Origin of the sequence: Nocardioides jiangsuensis (assembly GCF_019679455.1) — a bacterium.
Taxonomy (GTDB): Bacteria; Actinomycetota; Actinomycetes; order Propionibacteriales; family Nocardioidaceae; genus Nocardioides_C; species Nocardioides_C jiangsuensis.
Genome location: NZ_JAIEZQ010000003.1, coordinates 467,118 through 482,104 on the forward strand (window position 1 = coordinate 467,118; position 14,987 = coordinate 482,104).

The 14,987-nt window shown below is 71.7% G+C and carries 15 protein-coding genes; 8 read left to right on the plus strand and 7 right to left on the minus strand.

The genetic code is table 11. The features are described 5' to 3' along the window. Positions 1 to 104: 104 nt before the first annotated feature. The 3 genes from rpsT to K1X13_RS18165 all read right to left on the minus strand — a co-directional run bounded on the left by rpsT (position 105) and on the right by K1X13_RS18165 (position 2,429). On the minus strand, positions 105 to 365 hold the full coding sequence (gene rpsT / locus K1X13_RS18155; protein WP_221026543.1) for a 30S ribosomal protein S20: 261 nt from the start codon (positions 363 to 365) through the stop codon (positions 105 to 107). Positions 366 to 522: 157 nt separating this feature from the next. Continuing rightward, positions 523 to 1,470 carry a phosphotransferase gene (locus K1X13_RS18160; RefSeq protein ID WP_221026544.1) on the minus strand — a complete coding sequence of 316 codons (948 nt, stop codon included), beginning with the start codon at positions 1,468 to 1,470 and terminating at the stop codon, positions 523 to 525. Then, complete coding sequence (locus K1X13_RS18165) at positions 1,467 to 2,429, minus strand: phosphotransferase (protein ID WP_221026545.1); 963 nt, start codon at positions 2,427 to 2,429, stop codon at positions 1,467 to 1,469. Before K1X13_RS18165 ends, K1X13_RS18160 begins: the two co-directional genes overlap by 4 nt. Before the next feature lie 19 nt (positions 2,430 to 2,448). Here K1X13_RS18165 and lepA point away from each other — a divergent pair, with 19 nt between their 5' ends. From lepA to K1X13_RS18185, 4 genes are all read left to right on the plus strand, one after another. Further along, complete coding sequence (lepA, locus tag K1X13_RS18170) at positions 2,449 to 4,437, plus strand: translation elongation factor 4 (protein ID WP_372450712.1); 1,989 nt, start codon at positions 2,449 to 2,451, stop codon at positions 4,435 to 4,437. 26 nt (positions 4,438 to 4,463) lie between these two features. Next, on the plus strand, positions 4,464 to 5,399 hold the full coding sequence (locus K1X13_RS18175; RefSeq protein ID WP_221026547.1) for an aminoglycoside phosphotransferase family protein: 936 nt from the start codon (positions 4,464 to 4,466) through the stop codon (positions 5,397 to 5,399). A gap of 64 nt (positions 5,400 to 5,463) precedes the next feature. Further along, complete coding sequence (locus tag K1X13_RS18180) at positions 5,464 to 6,117, plus strand: MOSC domain-containing protein (RefSeq protein WP_221026548.1); 654 nt, start codon at positions 5,464 to 5,466, stop codon at positions 6,115 to 6,117. A gap of 156 nt (positions 6,118 to 6,273) precedes the next feature. Further along, the gene (locus tag K1X13_RS18185) at positions 6,274 to 8,100 is read left to right on the plus strand and encodes an AMP-dependent synthetase/ligase (protein ID WP_221026549.1); all 1,827 of its coding nucleotides are present in this window, start codon (positions 6,274 to 6,276) and stop codon (positions 8,098 to 8,100) included. Between the two features lie 4 nt (positions 8,101 to 8,104). Here the strand turns inward: K1X13_RS18185 and K1X13_RS18190 are convergent, their stop codons facing one another. Then, positions 8,105 to 9,079: a putative endonuclease domain-containing protein gene (locus K1X13_RS18190; protein ID WP_221026550.1), complete on the minus strand. Its 975-nt coding sequence runs from the start codon at positions 9,077 to 9,079 to the stop codon at positions 8,105 to 8,107. Between the two features lie 121 nt (positions 9,080 to 9,200). Here K1X13_RS18190 and hemW point away from each other — a divergent pair, with 121 nt between their 5' ends. Continuing rightward, positions 9,201 to 10,427, plus strand: coding sequence for a radical SAM family heme chaperone HemW (hemW, locus tag K1X13_RS18195; RefSeq protein ID WP_221026551.1), 1,227 nt, complete (start codon positions 9,201 to 9,203; stop codon positions 10,425 to 10,427). A gap of 6 nt (positions 10,428 to 10,433) precedes the next feature. Here hemW and K1X13_RS18200 read toward each other — a convergent pair whose 3' ends face one another. Both K1X13_RS18200 and K1X13_RS18205 read right to left on the minus strand, forming a co-directional pair. Further along, positions 10,434 to 10,919, minus strand: a complete 486-nt coding sequence (locus K1X13_RS18200; protein ID WP_221026552.1) for a DUF4870 domain-containing protein — start codon at positions 10,917 to 10,919, stop codon at positions 10,434 to 10,436. Between the two features lie 9 nt (positions 10,920 to 10,928). Further along, complete coding sequence (locus K1X13_RS18205) at positions 10,929 to 11,774, minus strand: DUF3097 domain-containing protein (RefSeq protein ID WP_221026553.1); 846 nt, start codon at positions 11,772 to 11,774, stop codon at positions 10,929 to 10,931. A 139-nt stretch (positions 11,775 to 11,913) separates the two neighbouring features. Here K1X13_RS18205 and K1X13_RS18210 point away from each other — a divergent pair, with 139 nt between their 5' ends. Together K1X13_RS18210 and K1X13_RS18215 are read left to right on the plus strand one after the other, a co-directional pair. Then, positions 11,914 to 12,507: a PadR family transcriptional regulator gene (locus K1X13_RS18210; RefSeq protein ID WP_221026554.1), complete on the plus strand. Its 594-nt coding sequence runs from the start codon at positions 11,914 to 11,916 to the stop codon at positions 12,505 to 12,507. Further along, positions 12,504 to 12,920: a DUF1707 SHOCT-like domain-containing protein gene (locus K1X13_RS18215; protein WP_221026555.1), complete on the plus strand. Its 417-nt coding sequence runs from the start codon at positions 12,504 to 12,506 to the stop codon at positions 12,918 to 12,920. Before K1X13_RS18210 ends, K1X13_RS18215 begins: the two co-directional genes overlap by 4 nt. A 22-nt stretch (positions 12,921 to 12,942) precedes the next feature. Here the strand turns inward: K1X13_RS18215 and K1X13_RS18220 are convergent, their stop codons facing one another. Further along, a complete protein-coding gene (locus tag K1X13_RS18220; protein ID WP_221026556.1) occupies positions 12,943 to 13,809 on the minus strand; it encodes an MBL fold metallo-hydrolase in 867 nt (288 codons plus the stop codon). 147 nt (positions 13,810 to 13,956) lie between these two features. On the opposite strand from K1X13_RS18220, the gene hrcA reads away from it, so the two are divergent. Next, positions 13,957 to 14,979 carry a heat-inducible transcriptional repressor HrcA gene (hrcA, locus tag K1X13_RS18225; protein ID WP_221026557.1) on the plus strand — a complete coding sequence of 341 codons (1,023 nt, stop codon included), beginning with the start codon at positions 13,957 to 13,959 and terminating at the stop codon, positions 14,977 to 14,979. Positions 14,980 to 14,987 lie beyond the last annotated feature (8 nt).

A 14,987-nucleotide genomic window follows, 5' to 3' on the forward strand; every position in this document is an offset into this window, starting at 1 on the left:
ATGCCGCGCCCGTGGCCGCGCTGTCGGATGGGCTCGTCGACCGGGCCTCCGGGCACGCAAAAAGGCGCCGTCCTCGAGAGGAACGGCGCCTGAGTGCTGGGGCCTCAGAGAGAGGCGGCCTTCTTGGAGATGGCCGACTTCTTGTTGGCAGCCTGGTTCTTGTGGATGACGCCCTTGGAGGCAGCCTTGTCGAGCTTCTTGTTGGCGACCTTCGCCAGCTCCTGAGCCTTGGTGGAGTCACCGGCGTCGGCGGCCTCGCGGAACTTGCGGATCGCCGACTTCAGCGCCGACTTCACGGACTTGTTGCGCTCGTGCGCAGCCTCGTTCTGTCGGTTGCGCTTGATTTGGGACTTGATGTTCGCCACGGGGCAAGCCTCGATCGGTTCATTCGGAGTTTGGTCTGGGTGTGCGCATCGCCGTTGCCGGCCGGACACGCGAAGGTCAAAGGTACCAGCGAGGCGGCTTCAGCCTCAAATCGACGGTACGGCGGCCGACCGCGGCCGGCCCAGGAGCGCCGGCGGCTCAGAGGCCCAGCCTACGGCGCGCACCCTCGAGCAGCCGGGACGACTCCCGGCGCCGGAAGTCGTTGAGGGTCGGCAGGCCCACGTCGACCGCCACGGTCGTCCGGTAGCCCAGCCACACGCCGAGCGAGGTGAGCAGCGCGGTGACGTGGTCGTCGCCGAGCTCGGCCAGCACCCGGCAGGAGCGGACCAGGTCGTCGAACCGCGGGTCCTCCACCCACTCCAGGCGCACGACCAGCGGGTCGAACCACGCCGGGCCCACCCGCGACATGCCCCAGTCGACGAAGACCACGTCGCCGTCCTCGCGGACCAGCACGTTGTCGTTACGGATGTCCCCCTGGACCACGGCGTCGCCCTCGGCCACGGCGAGCAGCCGCTCGTGCCGCTCGACGAGGGCCCCGGCGTGCTCGTGCACCCAGTCGGGGAGCACCCCGCGCGGCAGGGTGGCGACCTCCGGCCACGCCTCGCCCCAGCGGGCGATGCTCTGCCGGGTGCTGGCGATGTCGAGACCCGCTCCGGCGCCCGCGAGCTCGGCCACCAGGTCGTCGGTGGCGGCCAGCAGCCGTGCCTCGTCGTCCGGGTCGGTGGTGTCCACGTGCCGCCCGGGGACGTCCTCGAGCACCAGCGCGACCCAGCCGTCGGGCTCGTCGAAGGAGGCCAGCAGCCCCGCCCACAGGTCGTGGCGGCCCAGGTGGGACAGCACCGCCGTCTCGTGGCGGAACAGCCCCGGCGTCATCGGGTTCAGCTCGGGCCCGACCGCCTTGACGAAGGCGCGGGTGCCGTCGGCGGCCACCACCCGGGTGGCGCAGCCGGGGGACATCCCGCCGACCTGCTCGAACGTCTCGCGCACCGGGGAGCCGAGCACGCCGTCGACCCAGGCGCGGACCCGGTCCGGGACCTCGGCGTAGGCCTTCCTGACCCCGACCGCGCGGGGTGCGGCGCCGGTCACGACCAGCCTCGCCGCTGGGCGAGCCAGGCCCAGCTCACCTCGGAGTACCAGCGGGCGTGCACCCGGAGGTAGGGCGAGGAGTTGGGCACCGGCCGGTCCCGGCACTCCAGCATGTAGCCGCAGACCAGCGCGAGCAGCACGTCGACGTGATCGGGGTCGACGTCCCGGGTCAGCCGCCGCTCGGCGAGGACCGCGTCCGCGTCCAGCCCGTCGCCGTACGCCGAGATCAGCAGCAGCACGGTGTCGATCCAGGCCGCGCCGACCACCGGCCAGTTCCAGTCGCAGAGCAGGGCCGGCCCGCCCGCGGGAAGCAGGAAGTTGTCGTCCCTCCCGTCGGTGTGGACCAGGGTGTCGCCGCGGGTGACCTCGTCCATCCGGTCGGCGAGCGCCGCGGCCTCCTCCAGGTGCGGCCAGTCGGGGGAGTGCTCGCGGACGTACGCCCAGCCGGTGCGGAAGGTCTCGAAGTCCTCGGCGAACGCGGCCGGGTCCAGCCCGGGCGGTGGCGGGGTGAGCCGGTCCGCGAGCGCCTCGAGACTGTCCAGGCAGGCGTCGAGCTCGGCGCGGGCCCAGGGGCGCGCGGGGTTCGGTGCGTCGACGTACTCCAGGCCGATGACCACCCACAGGTCGTCCTCGTGGCTCCACAGCAGCCGCGGCACCGGGAGGCCGTCCGGGAGCAGCCGCAGCTTCCGGATCTCCTCGCGGTAGGAGTCGGCGAACGGTGCCTGCGCCTTCTTGCTCGCCGCCTTCACGAACTGCCGGGAGCCGTCCCGGCCGGTGAGCACGGAGGCGAAGCCGGGGGTGAACCCGGCGCCGGCGGAGTCCGCGGAGACCACGGTGGAGCCCAGCCTGCTCTCGATCAGCCGCCGCAGCATCGGCGGCAGCAGCAGCCAGTCGAGCCGGCGGGCGGTCTGCCCGTGCGGCACCGGCTCGACGGTGGCGAGGTCTTGGGGCAGGCTCATGGCGCCACATTCTGTCCGCATGGCCCGGCCCCGGCGACTGCCATTACCGGCGTGTCCTCGTCGGTTCGCGTGCCGTGGGACAATGAGGACTCCGCCTCACCCGTCCAGAGCCAGCCCAGACGTCCGGAAGAAGTTCGTGCCCAAGACAGTCGCATCGGTGCCCCAGCCGGGCCAGACACCGCCCGAGATCATCCGCAACTTCTGCATCATCGCGCACATCGACCACGGCAAGTCCACGCTGGCCGACCGCATGCTGCAGCTGACCGGCGTGGTCGACGAGCGGAGCGCCAGGGCGCAGTACCTCGACCGGATGGACATCGAGCGCGAGCGCGGCATCACCATCAAGAGCCAGGCCGTGCGCATGCCGTGGACCGTGTCCGAGGGCGACAACACCGGGACGACGTACGTCCTGAACATGATCGACACCCCCGGCCACGTCGACTTCACCTACGAGGTGTCCCGCTCGCTCGAGGCGTGCGAGGCCGCGGTCCTGCTCGTCGACGCCGCGCAGGGCATCGAGGCGCAGACGCTGGCCAACCTCTACCTCGCCCTCGGCGCGGACCTGCAGATCATCCCCGTGCTGAACAAGATCGACCTGCCCTCGGCGCAGCCGGAGAAGTACGCCGCGGAGCTTGCCGGGATCATCGGCTGCGACCCCTCCGACGTGCTGCACGTGTCCGCGAAGACCGGCATGGGCGTGGAGGCGCTGCTCAACGAGATCGTCAAGCAGACCCCGGCCCCGGTCGGGAACGCCGACGCCCCGCCGCGCGCGCTGATCTTCGACTCCGTCTACGACACCTACCGCGGCGTGGTCACCTACGTCCGGGTGGTCGACGGCAAGCTCAGCCACCGCGACCGGATCAAGATGATGTCGACCGGCGCCACGCACGAGATGCTCGAGGTCGGCGTGATCTCGCCCGAGCCGGTGAAGGCAGGCGACCTCGGCGTCGGCGAGGTGGGCTACCTGATCACCGGCGTGAAGGACGTCCGCCAGTCCCGGGTCGGTGACACCGTCACCAGCCAGATCCACGGGGCCACCGAGGCGCTCGGCGGCTACAAGCACCCCAACCCGATGGTGTTCGCCGGGCTCTACCCGATCGACGGCGACGACTACCCGACGCTGCGCGACGCGCTCGAAAAGCTCCAGCTCAACGACGCCGCGCTCGCCTACGAGCCGGAGACCTCCGGGGCGCTCGGGTTCGGCTTCCGGATCGGCTTCCTCGGCCTGCTGCACATGGAGATCGTCCGCGAGCGCCTCGAGCGGGAGTTCAACCTCGACCTGATCTCGACCGCGCCGAACGTGGTCTACCACGTGACGATGGAGGACGGCACCGAGCACGAGGTGACCAACCCGAGCGAGTACCCCGCCGGCAAGATCGCCGAGGTGCGCGAACCGGTGGTCAAGGCCACGATCCTCAGCCCCAGCGACTACATCGGCGCGATCATGGAGCTGTGCCAGAGCAAGCGCGGCCAGCTCGAGGGCATGGACTACCTCTCCGAGGACCGCGTCGAGATGCGCTACACGCTGCCCCTCGCGGAGATCGTCTTCGACTTCTTCGACCAGCTGAAATCGCGCACCAAGGGCTACGCCTCTCTCGACTACGAGCCCACCGGCGAGCAGCCCTCGGACCTGGTCAAGGTCGACATCCTGCTCCAGGGCGAGCCGGTCGACGCGTTCAGCGCGATCGTGCACAAGGACCACGCCTACGCCTACGGCGTCGCGCTGGCCGGGAAGCTGCGCGACCTGATCCCGCGCCAGCAGTTCGAGGTGCCGATCCAGGCCGCGATCGGCGCCCGGGTGATCGCCCGCGAGACCATCCGCGCGATCCGCAAGGACGTGCTCGCCAAGTGCTACGGCGGTGACATCACCCGGAAGCGCAAGCTGCTCGAGAAGCAGAAGGAGGGAAAGAAGCGGATGAAGATGGTGGGCCGGGTCGAGGTCCCGCAGGAGGCCTTCATCGCCGCGCTCTCCACCGGCGACACCGGGGACAAGAGCGGGAAGAAGTAGGTGCCCGCGGCCCCGCCGGTCGCCGGATGACCCTGCTCCCGTTCGACCTGCCTCCGGGCCTGCTCGCGTTCGCCGAGCGCGGGGAGGCCTGGGCGTCCTGGCTCGCCGCGCTCCCGCGGCTGGTCCGCGACGTGGGCGAGGAGTGGGAGCTCGCCTTCGACGGCGCGCCGATGCACGGGTACTGCGCGCTGGTGGTCCCGGTGCGTACGACGGGCGGCCGGCCCGCCGTGCTCAAGGCCACCTGGCCCCACGACGAGGCGGAGCACGAGCACCTCGGCCTGCAGGCCTGGGCCGGCAACGGCGTGGTGCGGCTGTACCGCGCGGACCCGCGTCGGCAGGTGATGCTGCTCGAGCGGCTGCATGCCGGCGAGGACCTCACCGCGCTGTGGGACGTCGAGGCCTGCGAGATCGTGGCGGGGCTGTACTCCCGGATCCATGTCCCGGCCCTGCCGCAGCTGCGCACGCTGACGTCGTACGTCTCGCGCTGGGCGGACGACATGGAGCGGCTGCCGCACGACGCCCCGGTGCCGCGCCGCCTCGTCGAGCAGGCGCTGTCCCTGGCCCGGGACCTCGCCGCCGACGACGCCTCGGTCGGCACGATGATCCACGGCGACCTGCACTACGAGAACGTGCTCGCCGGGGACCGTGAACCGTGGCTGGTGATCGACCCCGAGCCGATGTCGGGCGACCCGCACTACGAGGTCGCGCCGCTGCTGTGGAACCGGTGGGACGAGGTGGTCGCCTCGGGCGACGTGCGCGACGCCGTACGCCGCCGCTTCCACACCGTCGTGGACACCGCGGAGCTCGACGAGGGCCGGGCGCGGGACTGGGTGGTGGTCCGAGAGATGAACAACGCGATGTGGACCATCCAGGACGCCGCGCGCGCCGGTGCGGCGATGACCCGCGAGGACCGGGACTGGATCACCCGGGCGATCGCGATCGCGAAGGCCGTGCAGGACTGAGACGACCGGCACGTCGACGAAATACCGTCGCCGCAGACCCGGTGGCTTTGGAAGAATGACCGGTATGACCCCCCACGTGACGTCGGTGAACGTCGGCCAGCCCGAGAGCGTGGGGTTCGCGGGGCGCTTCGGGCGCACCGCGATCCGCAAGCACGCCGTGACCGGTCCGGTCGCGGTGCACGCGCTCGGCGTCGCGGGGGACCGCGTCGCCAACACCAAGCACCACGGCGGGGTGCACCAGGCCGTCTACGCCTTCGCGCAGGAGGACCTCGGCTTCTGGGCCGGGGAGCTCGGCCGTCCCGTCGAGCCGGGACGGTTCGGGGAGAACCTCACCACCCTCGGCATCGACGTGAACGAGGCCGTGCTCGGCGAGCGCTGGCGCGTGGGCACGGTGCTGCTCGAGGTGTGCGAGGTGCGGATCCCGTGCTCGGTGTTCAAGGGCTGGATGGGGGAGTCCGGGTACGACGACCGCGCGTGGGTCAAGCGGTTCACCGCGCAGGCGCGACCCGGGCCCTACCTGCGGGTGCTGGAGGAGGGGACGCTGCAGGCAGGTGACGAGATCGTCGTCGAGCACCGCCCCGACCACGGGGTGACCGTGTCGACGATGTTCCGGGCGTTCACGACCGACCGGCAGCTGATGCCGCGGCTGCTCGACGTGCCCTGCCTGCCGCCGTACATCCACGAGCAGGCCCGCGCCTACGTGGCGGCGCTGGTCTGACGGCGGGGAGGCTCGGTGAGTTCCGTATCTCGAAACGGAGTCAAAACCCGGGCGATACCTACCGTTGAGTAGCCATCTGCTCTACGTTGTGCAGCAACCAGTCAGCCGCCCACTGGCGCGACCCGTCGTGCCCCCGTGGGAGAGATAGGGAGAGCGATGTCCGAGACCGCCGTCAACCACGACCTCACCGCGATCGAGAATCGAGCGCCCAACGTCGGACGTCAGTTCTTCGACCGGGTGCAGGCCAGCCCGAACCGGGAGGCCTACCGCTTCCCCAAGGGTGACGCGTGGGAGTCGGTGACCTGGAAGGAGACCGGTGACGAGGTCACCAGGCTGGCCGCCGGGCTCGTCGCGCTCGGCCTCGAGCCGGAGCAGCGTGTGGGTATCGCCTCCAGCACCCGCTACGAGTGGATCCTGGCCGACCTCGCCATCATGTCCGCGGGTGGCGCGACCACCACGGTCTACCCGTCCACGATGGCCGAGGACGTCGCCTACATCCTGGCCGACTCCGAGTGCCGGGTGGTGTTCGCCGAGGACGACGAGCAGGTCGCCAAGCTGACCGCGCACAAGTCCGAGCTGCCGCACCTGGACAGGGTGGTCACGTTCGACGGCACCCCCGACGGTGACTGGGTGATCGGGCTGGCCGACCTGGAGAAGCTCGGTGAGGAGCTGCTCGCCCAGAGCCCCGGCGTCGTCGAGGAGCGGATCGAGGCGACCTCCCCGGACGCGCTGGCCACGCTGATCTACACCTCCGGTACGACGGGTCGTCCCAAGGGCGTGCGGCTGCGCCACTCGTCGTGGACCTACGAGGGCACCGCGATCAAGGCGCAGGGCATCCTCGACGAGAACGACCTGCAGTACCTGTGGCTGCCGATGGCCCACTCGTTCGGCAAGGTGCTGCTGTCCACCCAGCTCGCCTGCGGCTTCGCCACCGCCGTCGACGGGCGGGTGGAGAAGATCATCGAGAACCTCGCGGTGGTCCGGCCCACCTTCATGGGCGCCGCGCCCCGCATCTTCGAGAAGGCCCACGGGCGCATCATCACGATGCAGCAGACCGAGGGCGGCATCAAGGAGAAGCTCTTCAACCAGGCGTTCGCCGTCGGCACGAAGGTCCGCCAGCTCAAGCTGGAGGGCAAGCCGGTCCCGTTCCTGCTCGCCAAGCAGCACGCGCTGTTCGACAAGCTGGTCTTCGCCAAGATCCGCGAGCGCTTCGGTGGACGGGTCCGCTTCTTCATCTCCGGCGCCGCCGCGCTGAACCAGGAGGTCGCGGAGTGGTTCCACGTCGCGGGCATCCTGATCCTCGAGGGCTACGGGCTCACCGAGACCTCGGCCGGCTCGTTCGTGAACCACCCCGACGAGTACCGCTTCGGGACCGTGGGCCAGGTGTTCCCGGGCAGCGAGGTGCGGATCGCCGAGGACGGTGAGGTGCTGATCAAGGGCCCCGGGGTCATGGACGGCTACCACAACCTCCCGGAGCAGACCGCCGACACCTTGCAGGACGGCTGGCTGCACACCGGCGACATCGGCGAGGTCGACGCCGACGGCTTCCTGCGCATCACCGACCGCAAGAAGGACCTCTTCAAGACCTCCGGCGGCAAGTACATCGCGCCGTCCTCGGTCGAGTCGCAGTTCAAGGCGGTCTGCCCGTACGCCAGCCAGTTCCTCGTGCACGGCAATGACCGGAACTTCTGCGTCGCGCTGATCACGCTCGACCCCGACGCCATGGCCGAGTGGGCCACGCACAACGGGATGACCGGTGCGTCGTACAAGGAGATCGTCAGCTCCCAGAAGGTCCAGGACATGGTCCAGGGGTACGTCGACCAGCTCAACGCCCGGCTCAACCGCTGGGAGACCGTGAAGAAGTGGATCCTGCTCGACCACGACCTCTCGGTGGAGTCCGGTGAGCTGACCCCGTCCATGAAGGTCAAGCGCAAGGTCGTCGAGGGCAACTACAAGGACCAGATCGACGCTCTCTACCGCTGACGCGTCACCCCGGTCGTCCGTAGGAGCGCGCGCTATCGGCCCCGCTCCTACGGACGACCCGGTCCACGCCCAGGGCGCGGAGGTCCCGGACCACCCGATCCGGATCCCGGCGGATCTCGTACGTCGTGCAGCGCAGCACCACCCGCCCGGCCACGACGAGTCCCCGCTCACGCGTCATGTCGGCGGCCCACCGGGCGGCGTGCATGTGCAGGCCGCCGTCGACCTCCAGCACCACGACCCGGCCGTCGGGGAGGTCCCACTCGCAGTCGGTGTAGCGGTTGACGCCGTCAGCGTCGCGTCGACGGACCTGCCGCCGGGGGAGCGGCAAACCGTGCGCGCGGCACAGGCGGCCCACGTCGACCTCGGCCATCGACTCGGCGCCTCCGGCGATGTCCGCGAGCACCGAGCGGAACACCCGGGCCCTGCGAAGCGGGTGCAGGAGCGCCACCCAGTCCGTCAGCGCGGCCGGTGTCGTCAGCCCCTGCTGCACGGCGGCGGCGAGGAGCCCGCAGGCGGTCCGCTCGACCCGGTGGTAGGCGCCGAACAGCAGGATGGCCGGCTCGAGTCTCAGCACCGGCAGCGTGGACCGGTCCGAGGTCATCGCGGGAAGGTCGCGGCGCGTCTCGACGTACCTGATGCCGGGGATCCGCGGCAGCCGCTCCGACTTGGGCACCAGGACGCAGTCGACCTCCCGCCGCCAGCTCCGCAACCCGTGCATCTCGCCGGCGGTGAGCCCGCCCACCGCGGCCTGTGGTCCCGCGTTCAGAACGGCAGCCCACAGCCGCTGTCGCCGGGTCAGTGGACCGGTCGTCGTACACACCACGAGCGGGCCCACGGGCTGCCACCGAGCGGCGCGGAGCTGGTTCCGCACGAAGTGCCGGTCCAGCCCCAGGTCGCGCAGCTGCTGGCGTGAGAGCACGTCGGCCTGCCGGGAGGCGAGGTCGTGCCAGCGACCGGGGTCGTTGTGGAGTGCGGACACGCCCGCCAGCATGGCCGGGCCCTGTCGTGCGTGCAGGTCCTCGTCCACAGTCAAGGGTCGTCCGTAGGAGCGCGCGCTATCCGCCCCGCTCCTTCGGACGACCCGTTCGTACGATGGGGGCGTGCCTTCCGCCCTGCCCGACGGTGACCCCGCGCCGTACGACGGCTCCCTGCCCGCCCCCGCGCTCGAGGGGCTCGGCCGCCGTCCCTTCGGGTTCTACGTGCACGTCCCGTTCTGCTCGGTGCGGTGCGGCTACTGCGACTTCAACACCTACACCGCCTCGGAGCTCGGGGACGGCCCCGGCGCCTCGCGGGCGTCGTACGCCGACGCGGCCGTCGAGGAGGTCCGCCTCGCGCGCAAGGTGCTCGGCCCGGTCGACGTACCGGTGGAGACGGTGTTCTTCGGCGGCGGCACCCCGACCCTGCTGCCACCGGAGGACCTGGTCCGGGTGGTCGCCGCGATCGACGAGGAGTTCGGGCTCGCGCCCGGCGCCGAGGTCACCACGGAGTCCAACCCCGACAGCGTCTCCGCCGCCGACCTGGCCGTGCTGCGCGCGGGCGGGATCAACCGGGTCTCGTTCGGCGTGCAGTCCGCGGTGCCGCACGTGCTGCGGGTGCTCGACCGGACCCACGACCCGCTCCGGGTGCCGCAGGTCGTGGACTGGGCGCGCGCGGCCGGCTTCGACCAGGTCAGCCTGGACCTGATCTACGGGACGCCGGGGGAGAGCCTCGCCGACTGGCGGACCTCCCTGGACAGCGCGCTGGCGAACCGGCCGGACCACGTCTCCGCCTACGCGCTGATCGTGGAGGAGGGCACCGCGCTGGCCCGGCAGATCCGGCGCGGGGAGGTCGCGATGACCGACGACGACGACCTGGCCGACAAGTACCTCGCCGCCGACGAGACGCTCGAGGCGGCCGGGCTCGGCTGGTACGAGGTGTCGAACTGGTCCCGTGACGGGTCGACCCGCTGCCGGCACAACCAGCTCTACTGGACCGGCGGCGACTGGTGGGGCGTCGGCCCCGGCGCGCACTCCCACGTGGGCGGCGTGCGGTGGTGGAACGTCAAGCACCCGACGGCGTACGCCGGCCGGATCGCCGGAGGGGTCAGCCCCGCGCATGCGCGGGAGGTGCTCGACGCGGAGACCCGGCGGGTGGAGCGGGTGCTGCTCGAGGTCCGGCTGCGCGACGGGCTGGACGTCACCGTGCTCGACGACGCGGGCCGCGCGGCGCTGCCCGCCCAGGTGGACCGGGGGCTGCTCGACCCGGCGGCGCTGGCGGCAGGCCGCGCCGTGCTCACGCTGCGGGGCCGGCTGCTCGCCGACGCCGTCGTGCGCGACCTGCTGCCCTGAGCCGCCTCAGGAGACGAAGCGGATGGTGAGCGGGTAGCGGTAGTCCTGCCCGTTCGACGCCGCGATGGTCGCCATGATGATCACGACCAGCGCGAAGATGCCCAGCGCGATCAGCATGAAGATGCCGACGACCAGCAGCACCAGCACCGCGCTCACGACGAGGTAGATCAGCAGCGAGATCTGGAAGTTCAGCGACTCCACCGCGTGCCGGCGCACGAAGGGCGACTCGTTGCCCTTGATGAGCATGATCACGAGCGGGCAGATGAAGCCCATCGCGAACCAGGCGGCGACCAGCGTGCCGACGTGGGCGACCAGCGCCCAGGTGCGCTCCTCGGACGTGAGCGGCGCGGCGTACCCGGGCGGCTGGACCGGGTGGCCGGGCGGCCCCGGCGGTGGCTGCGGGACGTAGCCACCGGTCGGCGGCTGCTGTGTCGGGTCGGGACGCGTCGGGTCGTGCTGCGGGTCCTGGGGCGAGCCTGGTGACGTGGACATCGGCCCCTCCTAGGGGGTGGTGACGAAGTCGATCAGCTCTTCAACCCTACCGAGCAGGGCGGGTTCGAGGTCGGCGTACGACGAGACTTTCGACAAGATGTGCTTCCAGGCCCGGGCGATGTCGGCCTGGTCCCGGTGCGGCCACCCGAGACTCTGGCAGATGCCGCGCTTCCACTCGATGTTGCGGGGGATCGTGGGCCACTTCTGGATGCCGAGACGGTCGGGCTTGACCGCCTGCCAGATGTCGATGAACGGGTGACCGACGATCAGCACGTTCTTGCCGACCGGGCTCTTCGCGATCGACTGGGCGATCCGGCTCTCCTTCGACCCCGGCACGAGGTGGTCCACGAGCACGCCGACCTTCCGCTCGGGGCCGGGCCGGAAGTCCCGCAGCTGCTCGGCGAGGTCGTCCACGCCCTCGAGGTACTCCACGACCACGCCCTCGACGCGCAGGTCGTCGCCCCACACCTTCTCGACGAGCTCGGCGTCGTGCCGGCCCTCGACGAAGATGCGGCTCGCGCGGGCCACCCGCGCCTTGGTGCCCGGGACCGCGACCGACCCGGAGGCGGTGTGCGTCCTGCGGGCCGGGCCCTTGCGTGCCGGCGGGGTGAGGATGACCGGGACGCCCTCGAGCAGGAACCCGGTGCCGAGCGGGAACGTACGGCGCTTCCCGCGGCGGTCCTCGAGGGTCACCGTCATCAGGTCACGCTCCACCGCGACGATCTCGCCGCACCAGTCGGTGGTGACCTCCTCGACGACGAGGCCCTTGTCAGCCTCGATCTCGACCGCACGCCCGCGCTTGGGGGCGCGCCAGTCGGTGTTGAGGACGTCGGAGCCGTAGCGGTCGAAGGTCATGGGGCAAGACGCTATGCGCCTCTTGCGGGCGGCTCGGGCAGGCACGCCGCCGGGTGGCGCAGGCCACGGAAACCTCTTTCCTCCGACACGGTCGCGATATATCGTCAACCTATCGGTCTCGTCGTGAGGAGGTTGCCTGATGCGGAGCAACGACTGGGGGAGCTGGGGGCAGTGGCCCGGCCCGGGACAGAGCCGGGGCGGGGCGCCGTGGGGGTCGGGTCCGCCGCCGTGGATCGCCGGCTTGTTCGGCCTGGCGCAGCAGGGCGGCACCCGGGCGCCGAAGGTACGCCGCGGGGACGTGCGCGCCGCGATCCTCGACGTGCTGGCCGTGGAGCCGATGAACGGCTACCAGATCATCCAGCAGATCGCCGAGCGCAGCGGCGGGGCGTGGAAGCCGAGCCCCGGGTCGGTCTACCCGACGGTGCAGCAGCTCGAGGACGAGGGGCTCGTCGAGGCGACCGAGGCGGAGGGGCGCCGTACGCTCCGGCTCAGCGACGCCGGGCGGGAGTACGTCGCGACGCACCCCGAGGAGCTCGCCGCGACCTGGCGGGTGTTCGACGAGAGCCCCGAGCAGGAGACCCACGAGCTCAAGCCCGTCATCGGCCAGGTGATGGCCGCGGTGTGGCAGATCATCGTGTCGGGCAACCGGCAGCAGCAGGCCGAGGCCGCCGAGATCCTCGCCGAGACCCGGCGCAAGCTCTACGGCCTTCTCGCGGACGGGGACCCGGAATGAACATCACCCCGGAGCCCCGAATCGGGGACCGCGAGCGCGAGGCCGCCGCGACCGCCCTGGGCGAGCACTACGCCGCGGGGCGGATCAGCAAGGAGGAGTACGACGAGCGCAGCGCCGTGGTCTGGGCGGCGAAGACGAACGCCGAGCTGAGGCCGGTGTTCGCGGACCTCCCGGCCGCACGGCGCCAGCCACCCTCAGCCCCGGTGTCGCCGCCGGTCCCGCAGCGCCGGACCGGCCGCCCCGGCGGCTGGCGGATCCCCCTGCTGCCCCTGCTCGTGCTGGCGATCGGGATCGCCCTGCTGACGGAGCTGCCCCTCTGGCTGCTGCTGCCCGCGGCCGGCTGGCTGTGGTTCAGCGGCGTGCGGCGGCACCGGGCCGGCCACCACCCGGGCTGGTCCGGGCACTGCCGGTAGCGGACGCAGCGCCGACGCGGGCTCAGGCCAGGGGGAGCGAGCGGGCGTCGCGGGGGAGCATCCCGAAGCCGCGGGTGAACGCGTGCCCGAGCTCCTCGGCGGGGTAGGGCCACTCCGCGGCGGCGGCCATGTCCTCGGGGCGCACGCCGCGGCCCGCCAGCTCGCGGACCGTCTCCGCCACCACCCCGATCGCGTCCCGCTGGCCGACCACGAAGTCGCGGTCCACCGGCAGCCCGTGCCCGGGCACGACCACCGAGCCGGGCCCGAGCAGGCTGACCACCAGGTCGAGGGTCGCGGGCCACTCCAGCGGGTAGCAGTCAGGGCCGAAGCCCGGTACCGCACTGCGCAGCGCCGACTCCTCCACGAGGTCGCCGGCGAACAGCACGTCGGCGTCGGGCACCCGGACGACCGCGTCGCCGGCGGTGTGGCCGCGGCCGGGGTGGAGCACCTCGACCGACCGGTCGCCGAGGTCCACGACCTTCGCCGAGGAGAACGTGGTCCCCGGTACGACGAGCCGTCCGCCGGCGTCCCCGGCCGCGGTCGCGGCCCGGTGCTCCTCCGGCATGGCGGCGGCCGCCTCCTCGTGCGCGACGAGGTCGAGGCCGCCGTACTCCTCGGCCAGCACCGCGTTGCCCAGGAAGTGGTCGAAGTGCGCGTGCGTGTTGACCACCGCGACCACCTCGCCGGCGCCGAGCCGCCGCACGTGCTCGACCGCGACCCGCGCCGCCGCCTCCGAGGCCAGCGTGTCGATGACGAGCAGGCCCCGGTCGCCGGCGACCAGCCCGACGTTCACATCGAGGTGCTCGTAGCGCGCCACCCAGCACCGGTCACCGACCTCGACGAAGCCGCCGCCGTGGGGGAGGTCGTGGGCGATCTCACGTGCGTCCATGCCGCTCACCCTAGGTCGCGCGATTGAGCGTCCCCTGGGTCGGGCTAGTAGCATTGGCACTCGAATCAGGTGAGTGCCAGCATCGACGGCCACGGTCACCGGGCCGCCGCGGGCACGCGCTGTCCCACGAGCGAAGGAGGCGAGGTCATGGTCGAGGACCGCAAGCTCGCCGTCCTCCGTGCCATCGTCGAGGACTACGTGTCGACCCAGGAGCCGGTGGGCTCCAAGGCCCTCGTCGAGCGGCACCGGCTCGGGGTCTCCCCGGCCACGGTGCGCAACGACATGGCCGCGCTCGAGGACGAGGGCTTCATCACCCAGCCGCACACCAGCGCCGGCCGGATCCCCACCGACAAGGGCTACCGGCTCTTCGTCGACCGGCTCAGCCAGGTCAAGCCGCTCTCCGCCGCGGAGAAGCGCGCGATCACCAGTCTGCTCGAGGGCGCCATCGACCTCGACGACGTCGTCCAGCGCAGCGTCCGGCTGCTCGCGCAGCTGACCCGCCAGGTCGCGATCGTGCAGTACCCGACGCTGTCGCGCTCCACGGTCCGCCACGTCGAGGTGGTCACGCTGGGCGGCCACCGCCTGCTGCTCGTGCTGATCCTCAGCACCGGCCGGGTGGAGCAGCGCGTGGTCGAGCTCCCCGAGCCGATCTCCGACGAGACCGTGGCCGACATCCGGACCCGGATGAACCGCGCCACCCTCGGGCAGAAGCTCACCGACGCCACCGAGCGGCTGGTGAGCCTCCCCGACGAGTTCGAGCCCGGCAGCCGCGCCCCGGTGGCGCTGCTCGTGGCCGCGCTCGTCGAGGCGATGTCCGACCACCGCTCCGACGAACGGGTCGTGGTCGGCGGCACCGCCAACCTGGCCCGGTTCGGTGAGGGCTTCGACGCCTCCATCAAGCCGATGCTCGAGGCGCTCGAGGAGCACGTCGTGCTGCTCAAGCTCCTCGGCGAGGCCACCACGCCGTCGACGCTGACGGTGCGGATCGGGCACGAGGTGCCCTACCAGGAGCTCTCCACGACCTCGGTCGTGGCCACGGGCTACGGCCCCGGCGAGGAGGCGCTCGCCACCCTCGGCATCGTGGGCCCGACCCGGATGGACTACCCCGGAACCATGGCGACCGTGCGCGCAGTCGCGCGGTACGTCTCCAAGATCCTCGACGAAGGTTGATGAACGAC